We start from the raw sequence: 15,996 nt of genomic DNA, 5'->3' as shown, positions 1-15,996 counted from the left end.
CCTCGGTTCGCTCCGTCTCCCTTGCCCTCAGGGCGCGTTGACCGGGACGGCCGCGAAGGGTCACCTCGACACCGCCCGAAAAGACGGAGGGCCGCACTCCTCATGATGAGGAGTGCGGCCCGACCGGTGCTCCGGATCGCCTGCCGCGGGGACTACTTGGCGATCAGGTTGCGCAGCACGTACTGCATGATGCCGCCGTTGCGGTAGTAGTCCGCCTCGCCGGGGGTGTCGATGCGGACGACCGCGTCGAACTCGACGCCGCTGTCCGTGGTGACCTTCACCGTGCGCGGGGTGGTGCCGTTGTTGAGCTCCTCGACACCCGTGAAGGAGAACGTCTCCTCGCCGGTCAGGCCGAGGGACTCGGCGGTCGCGCCCTCCGGGAACTGGAGGGGCAGGACGCCCATGCCGATGAGGTTGGAGCGGTGGATGCGCTCGTAGGACTCGGCGATGACGGCCTTGACGCCGAGCAGCGCGGTGCCCTTGGCGGCCCAGTCGCGGGACGAGCCGGAGCCGTACTCCTTGCCGGCCAGGATGACCAGCGGGATGCCCTGCTCGATGTAGTTGCGCGAGGCGTCGTAGATGAACGCGACCGGCGCGTCCGCCTGGGTGAAGTCCCGGGTGAAGCCGCCCTCGGTGCCCGGCGCGATCTGGTTGCGCAGGCGGATGTTGGCGAACGTACCGCGGATCATGACCTCGTGGTTGCCGCGGCGGGAGCCGTAGCTGTTGAAGTCACGACGCTCGACACCGTGCTCCGTGAGGTACTTGCCTCCGGGGGTGTCGGCCTTGATGGCGCCGGCCGGGGAGATGTGGTCGGTGGTGACCGAGTCGCCCAGCTTCGCCAGCACGCGGGCACCGGCGATATCGGTGACCGGGGACGGCTCGTGCGCCATGCCCTCGAAGTACGGGGGCTTGCGGACGTAGGTCGACTGCGGGTCCCACTCGAAGGTGTTGCCCTCGGGGATCGGCAGCGCCTGCCACTGGGCGTCACCCGCGAAGACGTCCTGGTAGGACTTGTTGAACATGTCCTCGCCGATGGCGTTCGCCACGACGTCGTTGACCTCAGCCTCGGAGGGCCAGATGTCGGCCAGGTAGACCGGCTTGCCCTCGGTGTCGGTGCCGAGCGCGTCGCGGGTGATGTCCACCTTCATGGAGCCCGCGAGCGCGTAGGCGACGACCAGCGGCGGGGACGCCAGGTAGTTCATCTTCACGTCGGGGTTGATACGGCCCTCGAAGTTCCGGTTGCCGGAGAGGACCGAGGTGACGGCGAGGTCGTGGTCGTTGACGGCCTTGGAGACCTCGTCCGGCAGCGGGCCGGAGTTGCCGATGCAGGTGGTGCAGCCGTAACCGACCAGGTTGAAGCCGACCTTGTCGAGGTAGGGGGTGAGCCCGGCCTTGTCGAAGTAGTCGGTGACGACCTTGGAGCCCGGGGCGAGGGTGGTCTTGACCCACGGCTTGCGGGTCAGGCCCTTCTCCACGGCCTTCTTCGCGACGAGCGCGGCGGCGACCATGACGTACGGGTTCGAGGTGTTGGTGCAGGAGGTGATGGCCGCGACCGTCACCGCACCGTGGTCGATCTCGTAGGTCGAGCCGTCGGGGGCCGTGACCGTGACCGGGTTGGAGGGGACGCCGTTGGCGGCGGCCGGGGAGTCGGAGGCCGGGAAGGACTCCTTGCCCGCCTCGTCGTCGTCGGCGACGTAGTTGCGCACGTCGCTCTTGAACTGCTCGGCGGCGTTCGCGAGGACGATGCGGTCCTGCGGGCGCTTCGGACCGGCGATCGAGGGGACGACCGTGGAGAGGTCGAGCTCCAGCTTCTCGGAGAAGTCGGGCTCGGCGGCCGGGTCGAGCCAGAGGCCCTGCTGCTTGGCGTACGCCTCGACGAGCGCGAGCTGCTGCTCGGAACGGCCGGTCAGCTTCAGGTACTTGATGGTCTCGCCGTCGATCGGGAAGATCGCGGCGGTGGAGCCGAACTCCGGCGACATGTTGCCGATGGTGGCGCGGTTGGCCAGCGAGGTGGCGGCCACACCCTCACCGTAGAACTCGACGAACTTGCCGACGACGCCGTGCTTGCGCAGCATCTCGGTGATCGTGAGCACCAGGTCGGTGGCGGTCGTACCGGGCGTGAGCTCACCGGTGAGCTTGAAGCCGACGACGCGCGGGATGAGCATCGAGACCGGCTGGCCGAGCATCGCGGCCTCGGCCTCGATGCCGCCGACGCCCCAGCCGAGGACGCCCAGACCGTTGACCATCGTGGTGTGGGAGTCCGTACCGACGAGGGTGTCGGGGTAGGCCTGGCCGTTGCGGACCATGACCGTGCGCGCCAGGTGCTCGATGTTCACCTGGTGGACGATGCCGGTGCCCGGCGGGACGACCTTGAACTCGTCGAACGCGGTCTGGCCCCAGCGCAGGAACTGGTAGCGCTCCTTGTTGCGGCCGTACTCCAGCTCGACGTTCTGCGCGAAGGCGTCGTGGGTGCCGAACTTGTCGGCGATGACGGAGTGGTCGATGACCAGCTCGGCCGGGGCCAGCGGGTTGATCTTCGCCGGGTCACCGCCGAGCTCCTTGACGGCCTCGCGCATGGTGGCGAGGTCGACGACGCAGGGCACGCCGGTGAAGTCCTGCATGATCACGCGCGCCGGCGTGAACTGGATCTCCTGGCTGGGCTGGGCCTGGGAGTCCCAGCCGCCGAGGGCCCGGATGTGGTCGGCGGTGATGTTCGCGCCGTCCTCGGTGCGGAGCAGGTTCTCCAGCAGCACCTTCAGGCTGTACGGAAGGCGAGCCGAGCCTTCCACCTTGTCCAGCCGGAAGATCTCGTACGACTCGTCGCCCACCTGCAGCGTGCTGCGGGCGTCGAAGCTGTTCGCCGACACGACAGTCTCCTTCATTGATGTGCGCGTTCCCACCGCATCCTGCCGCCACGATGTCTTGGCCGATCCGCTAAGGTAAAGCTAAGTTAGGTAGCCCTTACCAAGATGGCGGCTGCGGTGCGCCTCGGCAGATATCTCGATGTCGAGATAACTCTAGTACATGGGGGCGGGCTGGTCATGCGCGGCCTGCCCGTCACGTCTCCGCCCGCCTGGCCGGATCTCGCGCACGCCGGCCACGTCCGGAAGAAGTCACGCCTGCCCGGCCGCCGTCCTCGGCGCCCGTAGCACGTCCGCGAGCGCCCGTCGCACGTCCGCGAGTGCCCGTGTCCCGGCCCGGTACCCATCGACTCCGGCCGGCAAGCCTCCCGTTTCGGACACCACCGCCGTGCGGCCTCGCCCGCATGGCGCGTCACGGGAGAAAGCCCCGCCGGATGGTCGCCGACGCACGCGTGTACCTGTGGACGATGCGCCACAGCCACCGCATGGACCCCGATGGGCGGTCCATGGACTGCCGCCAGATCCTCACCCTGTTCCCTCGGCCCGCGGGCACCGGCGGCCCGCTGCGGATCGTCTTCGCCGACGGGCCCGGCCGGTACGACCCGGGCGGGGCCCCCTTCGGCTCCGGAGACGTGGGCCTCGGTCGGGGCGCGGGCCTGAACCTGCACGAGCCGGGCGCCGTCCGGGCGCTGCTCGACGTGGCGCCGGCCCGCAGGTGGCGGCCCGATGAGCGGCGTGCGGTGGAGGTGGACGGCTGGCCCCTGCTGGAGGCGGCCGCCGCCGTGCGAGCCGGCGACGCCGACCCGGAGGCCCCGGAGGCCCCGGAGGCCCGTAGCGAGTGTCCTCCCGCCGTGCGGGCGGGCCGATGTCACATTCCGGAGCTCCCTCTCGTCGTACTGCCGAGACGAACGCATCCATCCGGCGAGCAGGAGACCGACGGCGCTCGGCGAGACCGCCGCATCACCGCCGTGAACGTTTCCATCGGCTGGAGCACGGAGTCGTTCGCACACCGGGTGCACGGCGACAGGGAGCCAATCGATGAGTGACTTTCGGGCCATCGCGGATCGCGTCGAGATCGAGGCGCTGCGCGGTGAGTTCACCGACGCGGTGATGATGCGCGACTACGACCGTATCGCTCTGCTGTTCACACCGGACGGCACGTGGCGGATGCCCGGCATCCCCGTCGAACTCGAAGGGCGGGAGCCGATCCGCGCCTGGGGCAGGCGGGTGCCGGATTTCGTGGACTTCCTTGTGCAGAACACGCACCCGGGTGTGATCCGGCTGGACGGCGACACCGCGTCCGGCCGCGCGTACATGTCGGAGGTCGGGCGTGGCCGCGACGGTCGCGGAGGGCTGAACTACGCCATTTACCACGACCGTTACCAGCGCACCGAGGAGGGCTGGCGGTTCGCCGAGCGCGTCTACGAGGTCCGGTACGAAGACTCCTCGCCGCTGACCGGGTCACCGTCCCGCCCGGCCGGGGAATCGTGAACAGCCCGCAATGAGACCCCGTCGCCCCCGCCGGCGAACCGGCGGGGGCGACGGGGCTCCCGGTCACCAGGGAAGGGAGCCCTCGAGATCGAAGTAGCCTCCGGTCGGACCCTCCGGGCCCAGCTGGGCCGTGCGGACGATGATCTCGGCGCCCTCCTCGACGGTCTGGATGCCCGTGTGCCCGTTCAGGTCCGTCGCGGTGTAGCCCGGCTCCACCGCGTTGACGCGGATCTCGGGGAAAGCCTTCGCGAACTGCACGGTGATCATGTTGACCGCGGTCTTCGACGCCGGATAGGCGACCCCGGGATACGCGTACGTGGGTGTGTCGGGGGTGCTGACCCGGCCCAGCGAAGCGAGTCCGCTGCTCACGTTCACCACGACCGGGGCCGCGGAGCGCCGCAGCAGGGGCAGGAACGCATGGGTGACGCGTACGACCCCGAAGACGTTCGTCTCGAAGATCGACCGCATCATGTCGGCGGTCAGGTCCGCGGCGCCGACGACACCCCCGTCCGGTGTCCGCCCCTCGATGCCGGCGTTGTTGATCAGTACGTCGAGCCCGCCGTCGGCCTCGACGGTCTTCGCCGCGGCGGCGACGGAGGCGTCGTCGGTGACGTCGAGGACGACCGCGCGCGCCCCCAGTTCCTCGGCGGCCCGGCGTCCGCGCTCCGGGTCCCGGCTGCCGATGTAGACGGTGTGGCCCGCGGCGACGAGGCGGCGGGCGGTCTCGAAGCCGAGACCCTTGTTCGCTCCGGTGATCAGTGTTGTCGTCATGGCTCCAGGTTGCGGCGGGGCGCCCGGGCCGGCCAGGAGCCCCGTCTTCCTGGGACTCCCAGTACCAGGCAGGTCCGGGCCGCGCGGGGCACAGTGGAAGCATGGCGAGCACGGAGTTCGGGCGAACGGTACGGCGCTGGCGTGACCGGGTCTCCCCGGAGGCCGCCGGGCTCCCCGTCGGCGGGCAGCGCAGGGCGGCCGGGCTGCGCCGCGAGGAACTCGCCCTGCTGGCCGGGATCTCGGTCGACTACGTCACCCGTCTCGAACAGGGACGGGCGGCCCACCCGTCGGAGCAGGTCGTCGAGGCGCTCGGCCGGGCCCTGCGGCTGTCCGCCATCGAGCGCGAACACCTCTTCCACGCCGCCGGGCTGGTCCCGCCGGGACGGGGCACGGTACCCGGCTACCTCACGCCGAGCGTGCAGCGGCTGCTGGACCGGCTGACCGGGACCCCCGTGGCGGCCTATGACGCGGCGTGGACGCTGCTGGTGGCCAACCCGCTGTACGCGGCCCTGCTGGGCGACCCGTCGGGGTGGCGCGACCAGGAGCGCAACGGGGTGTGGCGTGCCTTCCTCGGTCCGGCCGGCCGGGTGCGCCACACCCCGCAGTCCCGGCGGACGCTGGAGACCGCGCTCGTGAGCGACCTGCGGGCGGCGTCGAGCCGGTATCCGGCCGACCGGCGGGTGCAAGGGCTGGTCGCGGAACTGCGCACGGGCAGCGCCCGGTTCGCCGAGCTGTGGGACTCCGGGGCCGTGGGCCGCCAGGACGCCTCCCGCAAGACCGTCGACCACCCCCAGTTGGGCCCCCTCACACTGGACTGCGACATCCTCAGCGTCGCCGGGAGCGACCTGCGCATCATGGTCTACACGGCCGAGCCCGGCACGCAGGACGCCGAACGGGTCGCGCTGCTCGGTGTGCTCGGCACCCAGACGCTCGCCTGAACAGGGCCGACGCCCCTGGCAGTTCGCGTATGGAGACATTTCGCGGGTGTCGTAGATCCGCAGGCGGCCAAGGGCCGATTTCGGGGTACCCGGTGTCCGGGCCGGGACGCACCCGGTGTCGCGAACCACCTCTAGGGGGCCCTCGATGGCAATCACCTTCCGCAAGAGCTTCCGCATCCTTCCCGGGGTGCGGCTGAACATCAACCGGCACTCGTGGTCGATCACCACCGGCGGACGGCACGGACCGCGGCACACCCACAGCAGCACCGGGCGCAAGACCACCTCGATGGACCTGCCGGGCCCCTTCGGCTGGCGCCGCACCACACGGCGGCGGGACCACTGACCTCACCCGGCCCGCCGCCACCCATGTGAAGGGGTGAGCGGGCCGGTTGGCCGCCGTGACAGCGGTGTCGCGCACGGTGGGGGGACGGTCGAGCCGGCCCCCCACCGCGGCTCCCACCCGCGAGCGGGACGCATCGGCCAAAAGGAAGGAAAGACAGAAAAGGCGTGAACGGTGGGAAGCAACCCACACCCTCCCTTTCCTGTGCCGATCCCGCCCGAACTCCCCTGCGAGTCCGCCCCGCTGGCCACCGTCACTCGAATGGGCGCACTCCATTTCTCTTTATCTCACATGAGATATACGGTCGCGCCATGGCAGACGACTACCTCGTACGCATCGGCAAGCTCATCCGTGACGCCCGTCAGCACCGGGGCTGGACCCAGTCGCAGCTCGCCGAGGCTCTCGGCACCAGCCAGAGTGCCGTCAATCGCATCGAGCGCGGCAATCAGAACATCAGCCTTGAGATGATCGCCCGTATAGGCGAAGCCCTGGATAGCGAGATCGTGTCCCTCGGCTACGCGGGTCCGATGCATCTGCGCGTGGTCGGCGGACGACGGCTGTCCGGCTCGATCGATGTGAAGACCAGCAAGAACGCCTGTGTCGCCCTGCTGTGCGCGACGCTCCTGAACAAGGGCCGCACGGTGCTGCGCCGCGTGGCCCGGATCGAAGAGGTCTACCGCCTGCTGGAGGTGCTCGGTTCGATCGGCGTCCGCACCCGGTGGATCAACGACGGGGTCGACCTGGAGATCGTGCCCCCGGCCCAGCTGGACATGGAGGCCATCGACGCCGAGGCGGCCCGCCGTACGCGGTCCATCATCATGTTCCTCGGCCCGCTGCTGCACCGCATGGACCAGTTCAAGCTGCCGTACGCGGGCGGTTGCGACCTGGGCACCAGGACGATCGAGCCGCACATGATCGCGCTGCGCCGCTTCGGTCTCGACATCGCCGCCACCGAGGGGCTGTACCACGCCAGGGTGGACCGCGCGGTCTCCCCCGCCCGCCCGATCGTCCTGACCGAGCGCGGCGACACGGTGACCGAGAACGCGCTGCTCGCCGCGGCCCGCCACGACGGCGTGACCGTCATCCGCAACGCCTCCTCCAACTACATGGTCCAGGACCTGTGCTTCTTCCTGGAGGCCCTGGGCGTACGGGTGGAGGGCATCGGCACCACGACGCTCACCGTGCACGGTGTGCCCACCATCGACGTGGACGTGGACTACTCGCCCTCGGAGGACCCGGTCGAGGCGATGAGCCTGCTCGCCGCCGCGGTCGTCACCGAGTCGGAGCTGACGGTGCGCCGGGTGCCGATCGAGTTCCTGGAGATCGAGCTCGCGGTCCTGGAGGAGATGGGCCTCGACCACGACCGTTCGGCGGAGTACTTCGCCGACAACGGCCGTACGCGGCTGGTGGACCTCACGGTCAGGCCCTCCAAGCTGGAGGCGCCGATCGACAAGATCCACCCGATGCCGTTCCCGGGCCTGAACATCGACAACGTCCCGTTCTTCGCGGCCATCGCGGCCTCCGCGCAGGGCAAGACGCTGATCCACGACTGGGTGTACGACAACCGGGCGATCTATCTCACGGACCTCAACCGCCTCGGCGGGCGGCTCCAACTCCTCGACCCGCACCGGGTGCTGGTGGAGGGCCCGACCCGCTGGCGCGCCGCCGAGATGATGTGCCCGCCCGCGCTGCGCCCCGCCGTCGTCGTCCTGCTGGCGATGATGGCGGCCGACGGGACGTCCGTACTGCGCAACGTGTACGTCATCAACCGCGGCTACGAGGACCTGGCCGAACGCCTCAATTCACTCGGGGCACAGATCGAGACGTTCCGGGACATCTGAGCCCACCGCGCGGCCGTGGGGCCCGCCGGTCGACGCCAGAGCGTCCTCCGGCGGGCCCCCGCGTGCGCTCTCAGCCCTCCATGAACGTGATGTCCTGCTGCCGCACCGCGTGGAACTTCGGCAGCGGCAGGCCGCCCGCGCCGGGGCTCAGCTCCATCAGCGTGGCCTCGACGTGGGCGGCTCCCGGCCGGAGGGTACCGGGTTCGCGCTTCTCGGAGTTGGCCCAGCGGTGCGCCGCTCCGTCGCAGACGGCCGAGGTCCCGCCGATGCCGTGACGCACTCCGGAGTCGCCCTGCCACACCGACGAGGACACGAACACCGGGCCGGTACCCGTCAGGCACCGGTAGGTGCCGGAGAGCGTGATGGTGCCGTCCGCCGCGAGGTGACCGGTGCTGTCGACGGTCACCGTCTCGTACGGGTCCGACAGGCCGGCGGCGGACGCGGCCGCGGCGGACGGGACGAGCAGCAGGAGCGCGGCGCCGGCGGCCGCGCCGATGACCTGACGCAAGGACATGGAAGTACCTCCTGGAGCGTGGCAGGCTCCACAGGTACCGGCCCGGCGCGCCCGGGACGGTGATCGTCACCCCTTTGGTGGCGAGTCCGCCCCACGCGTCATGGGAACGTCCGAGAGTTGTCCGTGTGTTGTCACGCTTCTCGACCGGCTGTTCCGATGAGTTCGCCGCGGGAGCATGGTCTTGTACATGCGAGGCGGCGACAGCGCCGCAGGCACTCATCGCATCCGACGTGGAGGTGCGCCATGTGTTCCCACCAGGCTCTGTGCCCGTCCGCGGACTCCAGGCTTCCGCACGTGGTGTCGGCCCACCACGAGCAGGGGTGGAGCCTGCTGTGCAACGGGGCGATCGTCTTCGACGACAGCGGTGAGCTGCTCCCCGACGGCAGCGTGGTCGCTCCGCACCGGATGTTCGCCGAGCGGCTCACCGTCGCCGCCTGATCACCACCCCGCCACGCGTCGCGGCCTGATCACCACCCCCGCCACGCAGGCACCGCGCTACGCCAGTACCGCGAAGCCGTCGAGTTCGACCAGGGCGCGCTCGTCCCACAGGCGCGCCGCGCCGACGACGGCCATCGCGGGGTAGTCGCGCCCGGCCAACCGCCGCCACACGCGCCCGAGTTCGGCGGCGTGACGACGGTAGTCCGCGACATCGGTGGCGTAGACGGTGACCCGTGCGAGGTCGGACGGGGTTCCCCCCGCCGCCCGCAGCGCGGTGAGCAGGTTCGTCAGCGCCCGCTCGAACTGCTCCGGGAGGCTCTCGCCGACCACCTTCCCGTCCGTGTCGAGCGCGGTCTGGCCCGCCAGGAAGACGACGCGGGTACCGGTGGCGACGACAGCGTGCGAGAAGCCGGTGGGCGGGGAGAGTTCGGGCGGATTGACACGCTCGGTGCTCACAGTGCCTCCCATGCGGAGTACAACTCCTTGGCGATGACGGCTCGTTGGACCTCACTCGCGCCCTCGTAGATACGGGGAGCGCGCACCTCCCGGTAGAGGTGCTCGAGGAGATGACCGCGGCGCAGGGCGCGGGCGCCGTGCAGTTGGACCGCCGCGTCGACCACGTACTGGGCCGTCTCGGTCGCCAGCAGCTTCGCCATCGCCGCGCGCCGGGGCACGTCCGGGGCCCCTTCGTCGTACGCCGCGGCGGCCGCGTACACCATCAGGCGGGCCGCCTCCGTCCGCAGCGCCATCTCGGCGACCTGGTGGGCCACCGTCTGCAGGTCCTTCAGCCTCCCTCCGAACGCCTCTCGCCGTGAGGTGTGCGCGAGGGTCGCCTCCAGGGCCGCTGCCGCCATGCCGACCGCGAAGGCGCCCACGCTCGGGCGGAAGAGATTGAGGGTGCCCATCGCGACCCGGAAGCCGCGGTCGGGTTCGCCGAGCACGTCGTCGGCCGTGACCGGTACGGCGTCGAAGGCGAGGGCGCCGATCGGGTGCGGCGAGAGCATGTCGAGCGGGGTCCCGGTGAGACCGGGCCGGTCGGCGGGGACGAGGAACGCGGTGACACCTCGGGCACCGGCCCCCGGGGTGGTGCGCGCGAAGACGGTGTAGAAATCGGCCTCGGGCGCGTTGGAGATCCAGCACTTCTCGCCGGTGAGCCGCCAGCGCCCGGCGCCGTCGGCCTCGGCGACGGTCCCGGTGTCCCCCTCGTCGGCGGCCCGGACCCGGTCCGCGCTCAGGGTCAACGCCGCCGCGTCGGAGCCCGCGGCCGGCTCACTGAGGGCGAAGGCGGCCACCGCGGTGCCGTCCGAGACGCGCGGGAGCCAGTGCGCGCGCTGCGCCCGGGTGCCGTACGCGTGCACCGGATGCGCGCCGAGTCCCTGCAGGGCGAGCGCGGTCTCGGCCTCCGTACAGGCGTGCGCCAGGGACTCCCGCATCAGGCACAGGTCGAGGGCGCCGGAGGTGAACAGCCGGGCGAGCAGCCCGAGTCGACCCAGCTCGGCGACGAGTGGGCGGTTGACGTGACCCGGCTCGCCCTTCTCGGCCAGCGGGCTCAGCCGCTCGGCGGCGAGCGTACGCAGCTCGGCGCACCAGGCGCTCTGCGCCGTGTCGAGCGAGAAAACGGTCACGGCCGGTCCCCTCTCCCCTGCGAGCCCCAGGTTATCGCGGGACGTTGACTGTCGTCACCAACACGATACGCTCCTTGTGCGCAACCGAGATGCGGAGCAACAGACCACGCACGACGTGCCACGGATCACGCACCAGAGATCACGCACCATGCGCCACCAACCACGCGCCACAAGCCGCGAGTTGAGAGCCGCGAGCCCACCACGACAAGGGGGCGAACCTCCATGGACCCCGGCGACACCCTGGACCCGACGACCTCGGCCCACCTCGACACCTTCGCCCGCGACCACCTCCCGCCGCCGGAACAGTGGCCCCGACTTTCCTTCGACCTGCCCGAGTTGAACTACCCGGACCGGCTCAACTGCGCTGCCGAGCTCCTCGACGGCGGACATCCGCAGCGCCCCGCCTTCCGCACGCCGTCCGGCGACCTGTGGACGTACGGACAGCTCCTCTCCCGCGTCGACCGCATCGCCCATGTGCTGACCACCGAGCTGGGCGTGGTGCCCGGGAACCGGGTCATGCTGCGCGGGCCCACCACGCCCTGGCTGGCCGCGTGCTGGCTGGCGGTCCTGAAGGCGGGCGCGATCGCCGTCACCGTGCTCGCCCAGCAGCGCCCGCACGAGCTGACCACGATGGGCACCATCGCCCGGGTGACCCATGCCCTGTGCGACATACGGTCGGTCGACGACCTGGCCGGGGCGGACCTCCCGGGACTGCGGATCACGACGTACGGCGGTGACGCGCCCGACGACCTGCTGCTGCGGATCACGGGCGCGCCCGACGAACCCTTCACGGCCGTGGACACGGCCGCCGACGACATCGCGCTGATCGCGTTCACCTCGGGCACGACCGGCCGCCCCAAGGGCTGTGTGCACTTCCACCGCGATGTGCTGGCGACGGCGGACACCTTCTCCCGCCATGTGTTGAGGCCACGCGAGGACGACGTCTTCACCGGCAGTCCCCCGCTGGGATTCACCTTCGGACTCGGCGGACTCGTCATCTTCCCGATGCGCGCGGGTGCCTGCTCCCTGCTCCTCGAACAGGCGGGCCCCAAGCAGTTGTTGCCCGCCATCGCGGATCACCGTGTCTCCGTGCTGTTCACGGCGCCGACCGCGTACCGGGCGATGCTGACGGAACTGGACGGCTACGACACGACGTCGCTGCGGCGCTGTGTGTCGGCGGGCGAGAACCTGCCCGCCGCGACCTGGCAGGCCTGGCAGGCCCGTACCGGGCTGCGCGTCATCAACGGCATCGGCGCCACCGAGCTGCTGCACATCTTCATCTCCGCGGCCGACGAGCGGATCAGACCCGGCACGACGGGCCTGCCCGTCCCCGGATGGCAGGCCCGCGTGGTCGGCGCCGACGGCAATCCGGTACCCGACGGCGAACCCGGCCTGCTCGCCGTACGGGGCCCGGTGGGCTGCCGCTATCTCGCCGACCCGCGGCAGCGGGAGTACGTGCGCGACGGCTGGAACCTCACCGGTGACACCTATGTCCGCGACGCCGACGGCTACTTCCGCTATGTCGCCCGCGCCGACGACATGATCGTCTCGGCCGGGTACAACATCGCGGGGCCGGAGGTCGAGGACGCGCTGCTGCGCCACCCGGACGTCGTCGAGACCGCGGTCGTGGGCCGCCCCGACGAGGCCCGCGGCCAGGTCGTGGTGGCGTACGCGGTACTGCGGCCGGGCGCGCCACGGGACCCGGAGGCGCTGCGGGTCTTCCTCAAGTCCGAGCTCGCGCCCTACAAATGCCCCCGCGAGTTCGTCTTCCTGGACGTGCTGCCGCGCACGGCGACGGGGAAGCTGCAGCGGTTCCGGCTGCGTACGGCCGTCCCCGCCCAGGCGGCCCCCGGGCGCGAGTCGTCCACCGGGCGCGAGTCGTCCCCCGGGCGCGAGTCGTCCCCCGGGGGTGAGTCGTCCCCCGGAGGCGGGTTGCCCACCGGCGGCGGTGCCAAGTGATCTTCGAGCACTAGAGTGATCGATGTGTCAGAGCAGCGCGCCCCCCGGTCCCTCATCGTCACGTTCTACGGCGCGTACGGCCGTTACATGCCCGGCCCCGTGCCGGTGGCCGAGCTGATCCGGCTGCTCGCCGCGGTCGGCGTCGACGCGCCCTCCGTGCGCTCGTCGGTCTCCCGGCTCAAGCGCCGCGGACTGCTCGAACCGGCCCGCACCTCGGCGGGCGCGGCGGGCTACGGACTGTCGACGGACGCGCGCCAGCTGCTCGACGACGGCGACCGGCGGGTGTACGCGACGGCACCTCCCGAGGACGACGGCTGGGTGCTCGCCGTCTTCTCCGTGCCGGAGTCGGAGCGCCAGAAGCGGCACGTGCTGCGCTCGCGGCTGGCCGGTCTCGGCTTCGGGACGGCCGCACCCGGGGTGTGGCTCGCTCCGGCCCGGCTGTACGAGGAGACGCGGCACACCCTGGCGCGGCTGCGGCTCGATCCGTACGTGGAGCTGTTCCGTGGCGAGCACCTGGGCTTCGCGGCGACGGTGGACGCGGTCGCGCGGTGGTGGGACCTGAGCTCGATCGCCGAGGAGCACGAGGCTTTCCTCGACCGGCACGCGCCCGTGCTGCACGCCTGGGAGCGGCGTACGGACACCCCTCCGGAGGAGGCGTACCGGGACTACCTGCTGGCCCTGGACACCTGGCGCCACCTCCCGTACGCCGACCCGGGACTCCCCGTCGCGCTGCTGCCCCGGGACTGGCCCGGAGCCCGTTCGGCCGCCGTCTTCCGGGCCCTGCACGAGCGGTTGCGCGACGCGGGGGCGGACTTCACCGAGGTGCCCGCGTAGTTCACGCCGGCGTCCCGGGCGTCCCCTCGCAACTGCCCTCAAGTCTCCAGTGAGAGACGGGGTTTGGGGGCGTCGGTGCGTCCGGTCTGTGGGCGTCTGCTGCCCGCGCGGTAGGGCTTCGGCCAGGCGACGCCCGGACCCTCGTACCCCTGCTCGGCCGCCGCGTGAAGTGTCCAGTGCGGGTCGTAGAGGTGCGGCCGGGCGAGCGCGCACAGGTCCGTGCGCCCGGCCAGGATCAGCGAGTTGACGTCGTCCCAGGAGGAGATCGCGCCGACGGCGATCACCGGCAGGCCGGTCTCGTGGCGGATCCGGTCGGCGTACGGCGTCTGGTACGAGCGTCCGTACTCGGGCCGCTCGTCCGCCACCACCTGGCCCGTCGACACGTCCACCGCGTCCGCGCCGTGCGCCGCGAAGGCCCGTGCGATGGCGACCGCGTCGTCCCCGGTGGTGCCGCCCTCGGCCCAGTCGGTGGCGGAGATGCGGGCGGTCATGGGACGTTCCTCCGGCCACACCGCCCGTACGGCGTCGAAGACCTCCAGCGGGAAGCGCAGTCTGCGCTCCAGCGAGCCGCCATAGGCGTCGGTGCGCAGGTTCGTCAGCGGCGAGAGAAAGCCGGACAGCAGATAGCCGTGGGCGCAGTGCAGTTCGAGGAGGTCGAAGCCGCAGCGTGCGGCACGCCAGGCGGCGGCCGCGAACTGCTCGCGGATGTCGGTCAGTTGCGCGCGGGTGAGCTCGCGGGGTGACTGGCTGTCTGGTCCGTACGGGATCGGGGAGGCGGCCACGAGGGGCCAGTTGCCCTCCTCCAGCGGCTCGTCGATGCCCTCCCACATCAGCTTCGTGGAGCCCTTGCGGCCGGCGTGGCCGAGCTGGACACCGATGGCGGTGCCGGGTGCCTGGGCGCGCACGAAGCCGGTGATCCGCCGCCAGGAATCGGCCTGGCGGTGTGTGTAGAGCCCCGCGCAGCCCGGCGTGATACGGCCCTCGGCGCTCACGCACACCATCTCGGTCATCACCAGGCCGGCGCCGCCGAGCGCCCGCGCGCCCAGGTGCACGAGGTGGAGGTCGCCGGGTACGCCGTCCACGGCCGAGTACATGTCCATCGGGGAGACCACGACCCGGTTGCGCAGGGTCAGTCCGCGCAGCCGCAGCGGTGTGAACATCGGGGGCGTGCCGGGCGGGCAGCCGAACTCGCGCTCGACCGCGGTGGTGAAGTGCGCGTCGCGCAGCCGCAGGTTGTCGTGGGTGACCCGGCGGCTGCGGGTGAGGAGGTTGAAGGCGAACTGGCGCGGCGGCTGGTCGACGTACCGTCCCACGTTCTCGAACCACTCCAGACTCGCGCGGGCGGCGCGCTGGGTGGACGCGACCACCGGGCGCCGCTCCTCCTCGTACGCGGCGAGTGCCTCGGCGATCGTGGACCGCTCCCGAAGACTGGCGGCGAGGGCGAGGGCGTCCTCGACGGCGAGCTTCGTGCCCGAGCCGATGGAGAAGTGGGCGGTGTGCGCGGCGTCGCCGAGGAGCACCAGATTGCCGTGCGACCAGCGGTCGTTGACCACCGTGCGGAAGGTGGTCCACGCCGACTTGCCGGACCGCAGCGGCCGTCCGCCCAGGGCGTCGGCGAAGATCTTGGCGCACCGCTCGACGGACTCCCGCGGGTCCAGGTCGGCGAACCCGGCGGCCCGCCACACTTCCTCGCGCATCTCGACGATGACGGTGGAGGCGTCGGCCGCGTAGGGGTAGGCGTGCAGCTGCATCACCCCGTGCTCGGTGCCGGCGACCTCGAAGCGGAAGGCGTCCAGGGCGAAGTCGGCGGCCAGCCAGATGTAGCGGCACCGGTGTTCCTCCACGGACGGCCCGAACACGTCCGCGTACGCCTCCCGGGTCAGGCTGCGCACCCCGTCGGCGGCGACCACCAGGTCGTACGCCCTGCTCAGCTCGGCCGGCGCCGGGGCCTCGGCCCGGAAGCGCAGCTCGACGCCGAGCGAGCGGCACCGCTCGTGCAGGATCTCCAGCAGTCGGCGCCGGCCGAGCGCCGCGAAGCCGTGGCCCCCGGAGGTGTGGTGGACGCCCCGGTGCACGATGTCGATGTCGTCCCAGCGCACGAACTCGTCCTGGAGCGCCGCGTACACGACCGGGTCGGCGTGCTCGATGCCGCCGAGCGTCTCGTCGGACAGGACGACGCCGAAGCCGAAGGTGTCGTCGGGGGCGTTGCGCTCCCACACGGTGATCTCACGGCCGGGGTCGAGCCGTTTGAGCAGGGCGGCGGCGTACAGTCCGCCGGGACCGCCGCCGACGACGGCGACACGCAGTGGCGCGCCGGGCCGCCCGGTCCCGGCCGGCGCGGGCCGCACGGCGCCCGCGCGCGGCGGCACGGTGCCGGACGGTTC

14 protein-coding genes are annotated in these 15,996 nt (G+C 71.5%); 8 read left to right on the top strand and 6 right to left on the bottom strand.

Annotation, left to right across the window (positions count from 1 at the left end):
* Positions 1–152: 152 nt before the first annotated feature.
* Positions 153–2,867, bottom strand: a complete 2,715-nt coding sequence (gene acnA / locus ACFVTC_RS31740; RefSeq protein ID WP_390131902.1) for an aconitate hydratase AcnA — start codon at positions 2,865–2,867, stop codon at positions 153–155.
* Positions 2,868–3,295: 428 nt separating this feature from the next.
* Between acnA and ACFVTC_RS31735 the strand changes: the two genes are divergently transcribed.
* Together ACFVTC_RS31735 and ACFVTC_RS31730 are read left to right on the top strand one after the other, a co-directional pair.
* On the top strand, positions 3,296–3,907 hold the full coding sequence (locus ACFVTC_RS31735) for a hypothetical protein (RefSeq protein WP_390131901.1): 612 nt from the start codon (positions 3,296–3,298) through the stop codon (positions 3,905–3,907).
* Positions 3,900–4,352, top strand: coding sequence for a nuclear transport factor 2 family protein (locus ACFVTC_RS31730; protein ID WP_390131900.1), 453 nt, complete (start codon positions 3,900–3,902; stop codon positions 4,350–4,352). Before ACFVTC_RS31735 ends, ACFVTC_RS31730 begins: the two co-directional genes overlap by 8 nt.
* 63 nt (positions 4,353–4,415) lie before the next feature.
* Here the strand turns inward: ACFVTC_RS31730 and ACFVTC_RS31725 are convergent, their stop codons facing one another.
* Positions 4,416–5,123 carry an SDR family oxidoreductase gene (locus ACFVTC_RS31725; RefSeq protein WP_390131898.1) on the bottom strand — a complete coding sequence of 236 codons (708 nt, stop codon included), beginning with the start codon at positions 5,121–5,123 and terminating at the stop codon, positions 4,416–4,418.
* Between the two features lie 101 nt (positions 5,124–5,224).
* Between ACFVTC_RS31725 and ACFVTC_RS31720 the strand changes: the two genes are divergently transcribed.
* The 3 genes from ACFVTC_RS31720 to ACFVTC_RS31710 all read left to right on the top strand — a co-directional run bounded on the left by ACFVTC_RS31720 (position 5,225) and on the right by ACFVTC_RS31710 (position 8,242).
* Complete coding sequence (locus ACFVTC_RS31720) at positions 5,225–6,061, top strand: helix-turn-helix transcriptional regulator (RefSeq protein WP_390131897.1); 837 nt, start codon at positions 5,225–5,227, stop codon at positions 6,059–6,061.
* A 145-nt stretch (positions 6,062–6,206) separates the two neighbouring features.
* Positions 6,207–6,404, top strand: a complete 198-nt coding sequence (locus ACFVTC_RS31715; RefSeq protein ID WP_168530643.1) for a DUF4236 domain-containing protein — start codon at positions 6,207–6,209, stop codon at positions 6,402–6,404.
* Positions 6,405–6,712: 308 nt separating this feature from the next.
* Positions 6,713–8,242: a UDP-N-acetylglucosamine 1-carboxyvinyltransferase gene (locus ACFVTC_RS31710; RefSeq protein WP_168530642.1), complete on the top strand. Its 1,530-nt coding sequence runs from the start codon at positions 6,713–6,715 to the stop codon at positions 8,240–8,242.
* A gap of 70 nt (positions 8,243–8,312) precedes the next feature.
* Here ACFVTC_RS31710 and ACFVTC_RS31705 read toward each other — a convergent pair whose 3' ends face one another.
* Entirely contained in the window at positions 8,313–8,756 is a 444-nt protein-coding gene (locus ACFVTC_RS31705) for a DUF6299 family protein (protein ID WP_390131896.1), read from the bottom strand.
* Between the two features lie 243 nt (positions 8,757–8,999).
* Here ACFVTC_RS31705 and ACFVTC_RS31700 point away from each other — a divergent pair, with 243 nt between their 5' ends.
* A complete protein-coding gene (locus ACFVTC_RS31700; protein ID WP_356281498.1) occupies positions 9,000–9,194 on the top strand; it encodes a DUF5999 family protein in 195 nt (64 codons plus the stop codon).
* Positions 9,195–9,251: 57 nt separating this feature from the next.
* On the opposite strand, the gene ACFVTC_RS31695 is transcribed toward ACFVTC_RS31700, so the two are convergent.
* Together ACFVTC_RS31695 and ACFVTC_RS31690 are read right to left on the bottom strand one after the other, a co-directional pair.
* Positions 9,252–9,650, bottom strand: coding sequence for a RidA family protein (locus ACFVTC_RS31695; RefSeq protein ID WP_390132033.1), 399 nt, complete (start codon positions 9,648–9,650; stop codon positions 9,252–9,254).
* The gene (locus ACFVTC_RS31690; protein ID WP_390131895.1) at positions 9,647–10,819 is read right to left on the bottom strand and encodes an acyl-CoA dehydrogenase family protein; all 1,173 of its coding nucleotides are present in this window, start codon (positions 10,817–10,819) and stop codon (positions 9,647–9,649) included. The genes ACFVTC_RS31695 and ACFVTC_RS31690 overlap by 4 nt, the downstream gene beginning before the upstream one ends.
* Positions 10,820–11,041: 222 nt before the next feature.
* On the opposite strand from ACFVTC_RS31690, the gene ACFVTC_RS31685 reads away from it, so the two are divergent.
* Both ACFVTC_RS31685 and ACFVTC_RS31680 read left to right on the top strand, forming a co-directional pair.
* A complete protein-coding gene (locus ACFVTC_RS31685) occupies positions 11,042–12,778 on the top strand; it encodes an AMP-binding protein (protein WP_390131894.1) in 1,737 nt (578 codons plus the stop codon).
* A gap of 15 nt (positions 12,779–12,793) precedes the next feature.
* Complete coding sequence (locus tag ACFVTC_RS31680) at positions 12,794–13,612, top strand: PaaX family transcriptional regulator C-terminal domain-containing protein (protein WP_390131893.1); 819 nt, start codon at positions 12,794–12,796, stop codon at positions 13,610–13,612.
* 38 nt (positions 13,613–13,650) lie between these two features.
* Here the strand turns inward: ACFVTC_RS31680 and ACFVTC_RS31675 are convergent, their stop codons facing one another.
* The gene (locus ACFVTC_RS31675) at positions 13,651–15,960 is read right to left on the bottom strand and encodes a bifunctional salicylyl-CoA 5-hydroxylase/oxidoreductase (protein WP_390132032.1); all 2,310 of its coding nucleotides are present in this window, start codon (positions 15,958–15,960) and stop codon (positions 13,651–13,653) included.
* Positions 15,961–15,996 lie beyond the last annotated feature (36 nt).

Source organism: Streptomyces sp. NPDC057950, from assembly GCF_042887295.1.
In the GTDB taxonomy this organism is placed as follows: Bacteria; Actinomycetota; Actinomycetes; order Streptomycetales; family Streptomycetaceae; genus Streptomyces; species Streptomyces kaempferi.
The sequence above is the reverse complement of the archived record's forward strand: the minus strand, read 5'-3'. Positions and strand labels throughout refer to the sequence as shown.

What these genes read in the sequence shown, in the direction of transcription:
- ACFVTC_RS31710 (WP_168530642.1), top strand. Translation starts at nt 6,713, where the DNA reads ATGGCAGACGACTACCTCGTACGCATCGGCAAGCTCATCCGTGACGCC.
- ACFVTC_RS31720 (WP_390131897.1), top strand. Translation starts at nt 5,225, where the DNA reads ATGGCGAGCACGGAGTTCGGGCGAACGGTACGGCGCTGGCGTGACCGG.
- ACFVTC_RS31715 (WP_168530643.1), top strand. Translation starts at nt 6,207, where the DNA reads ATGGCAATCACCTTCCGCAAGAGCTTCCGCATCCTTCCCGGGGTGCGG.
- ACFVTC_RS31705 (WP_390131896.1), bottom strand. Translation starts at nt 8,756, where the DNA reads ATGTCCTTGCGTCAGGTCATCGGCGCGGCCGCCGGCGCCGCGCTCCTG.
- ACFVTC_RS31735 (WP_390131901.1), top strand. Translation starts at nt 3,296, where the DNA reads ATGGTCGCCGACGCACGCGTGTACCTGTGGACGATGCGCCACAGCCAC.
- ACFVTC_RS31730 (WP_390131900.1), top strand. Translation starts at nt 3,900, where the DNA reads ATGAGTGACTTTCGGGCCATCGCGGATCGCGTCGAGATCGAGGCGCTG.
- ACFVTC_RS31700 (WP_356281498.1), top strand. Translation starts at nt 9,000, where the DNA reads ATGTGTTCCCACCAGGCTCTGTGCCCGTCCGCGGACTCCAGGCTTCCG.
- ACFVTC_RS31725 (WP_390131898.1), bottom strand. Translation starts at nt 5,123, where the DNA reads ATGACGACAACACTGATCACCGGAGCGAACAAGGGTCTCGGCTTCGAG.
- ACFVTC_RS31685 (WP_390131894.1), top strand. Translation starts at nt 11,042, where the DNA reads ATGGACCCCGGCGACACCCTGGACCCGACGACCTCGGCCCACCTCGAC.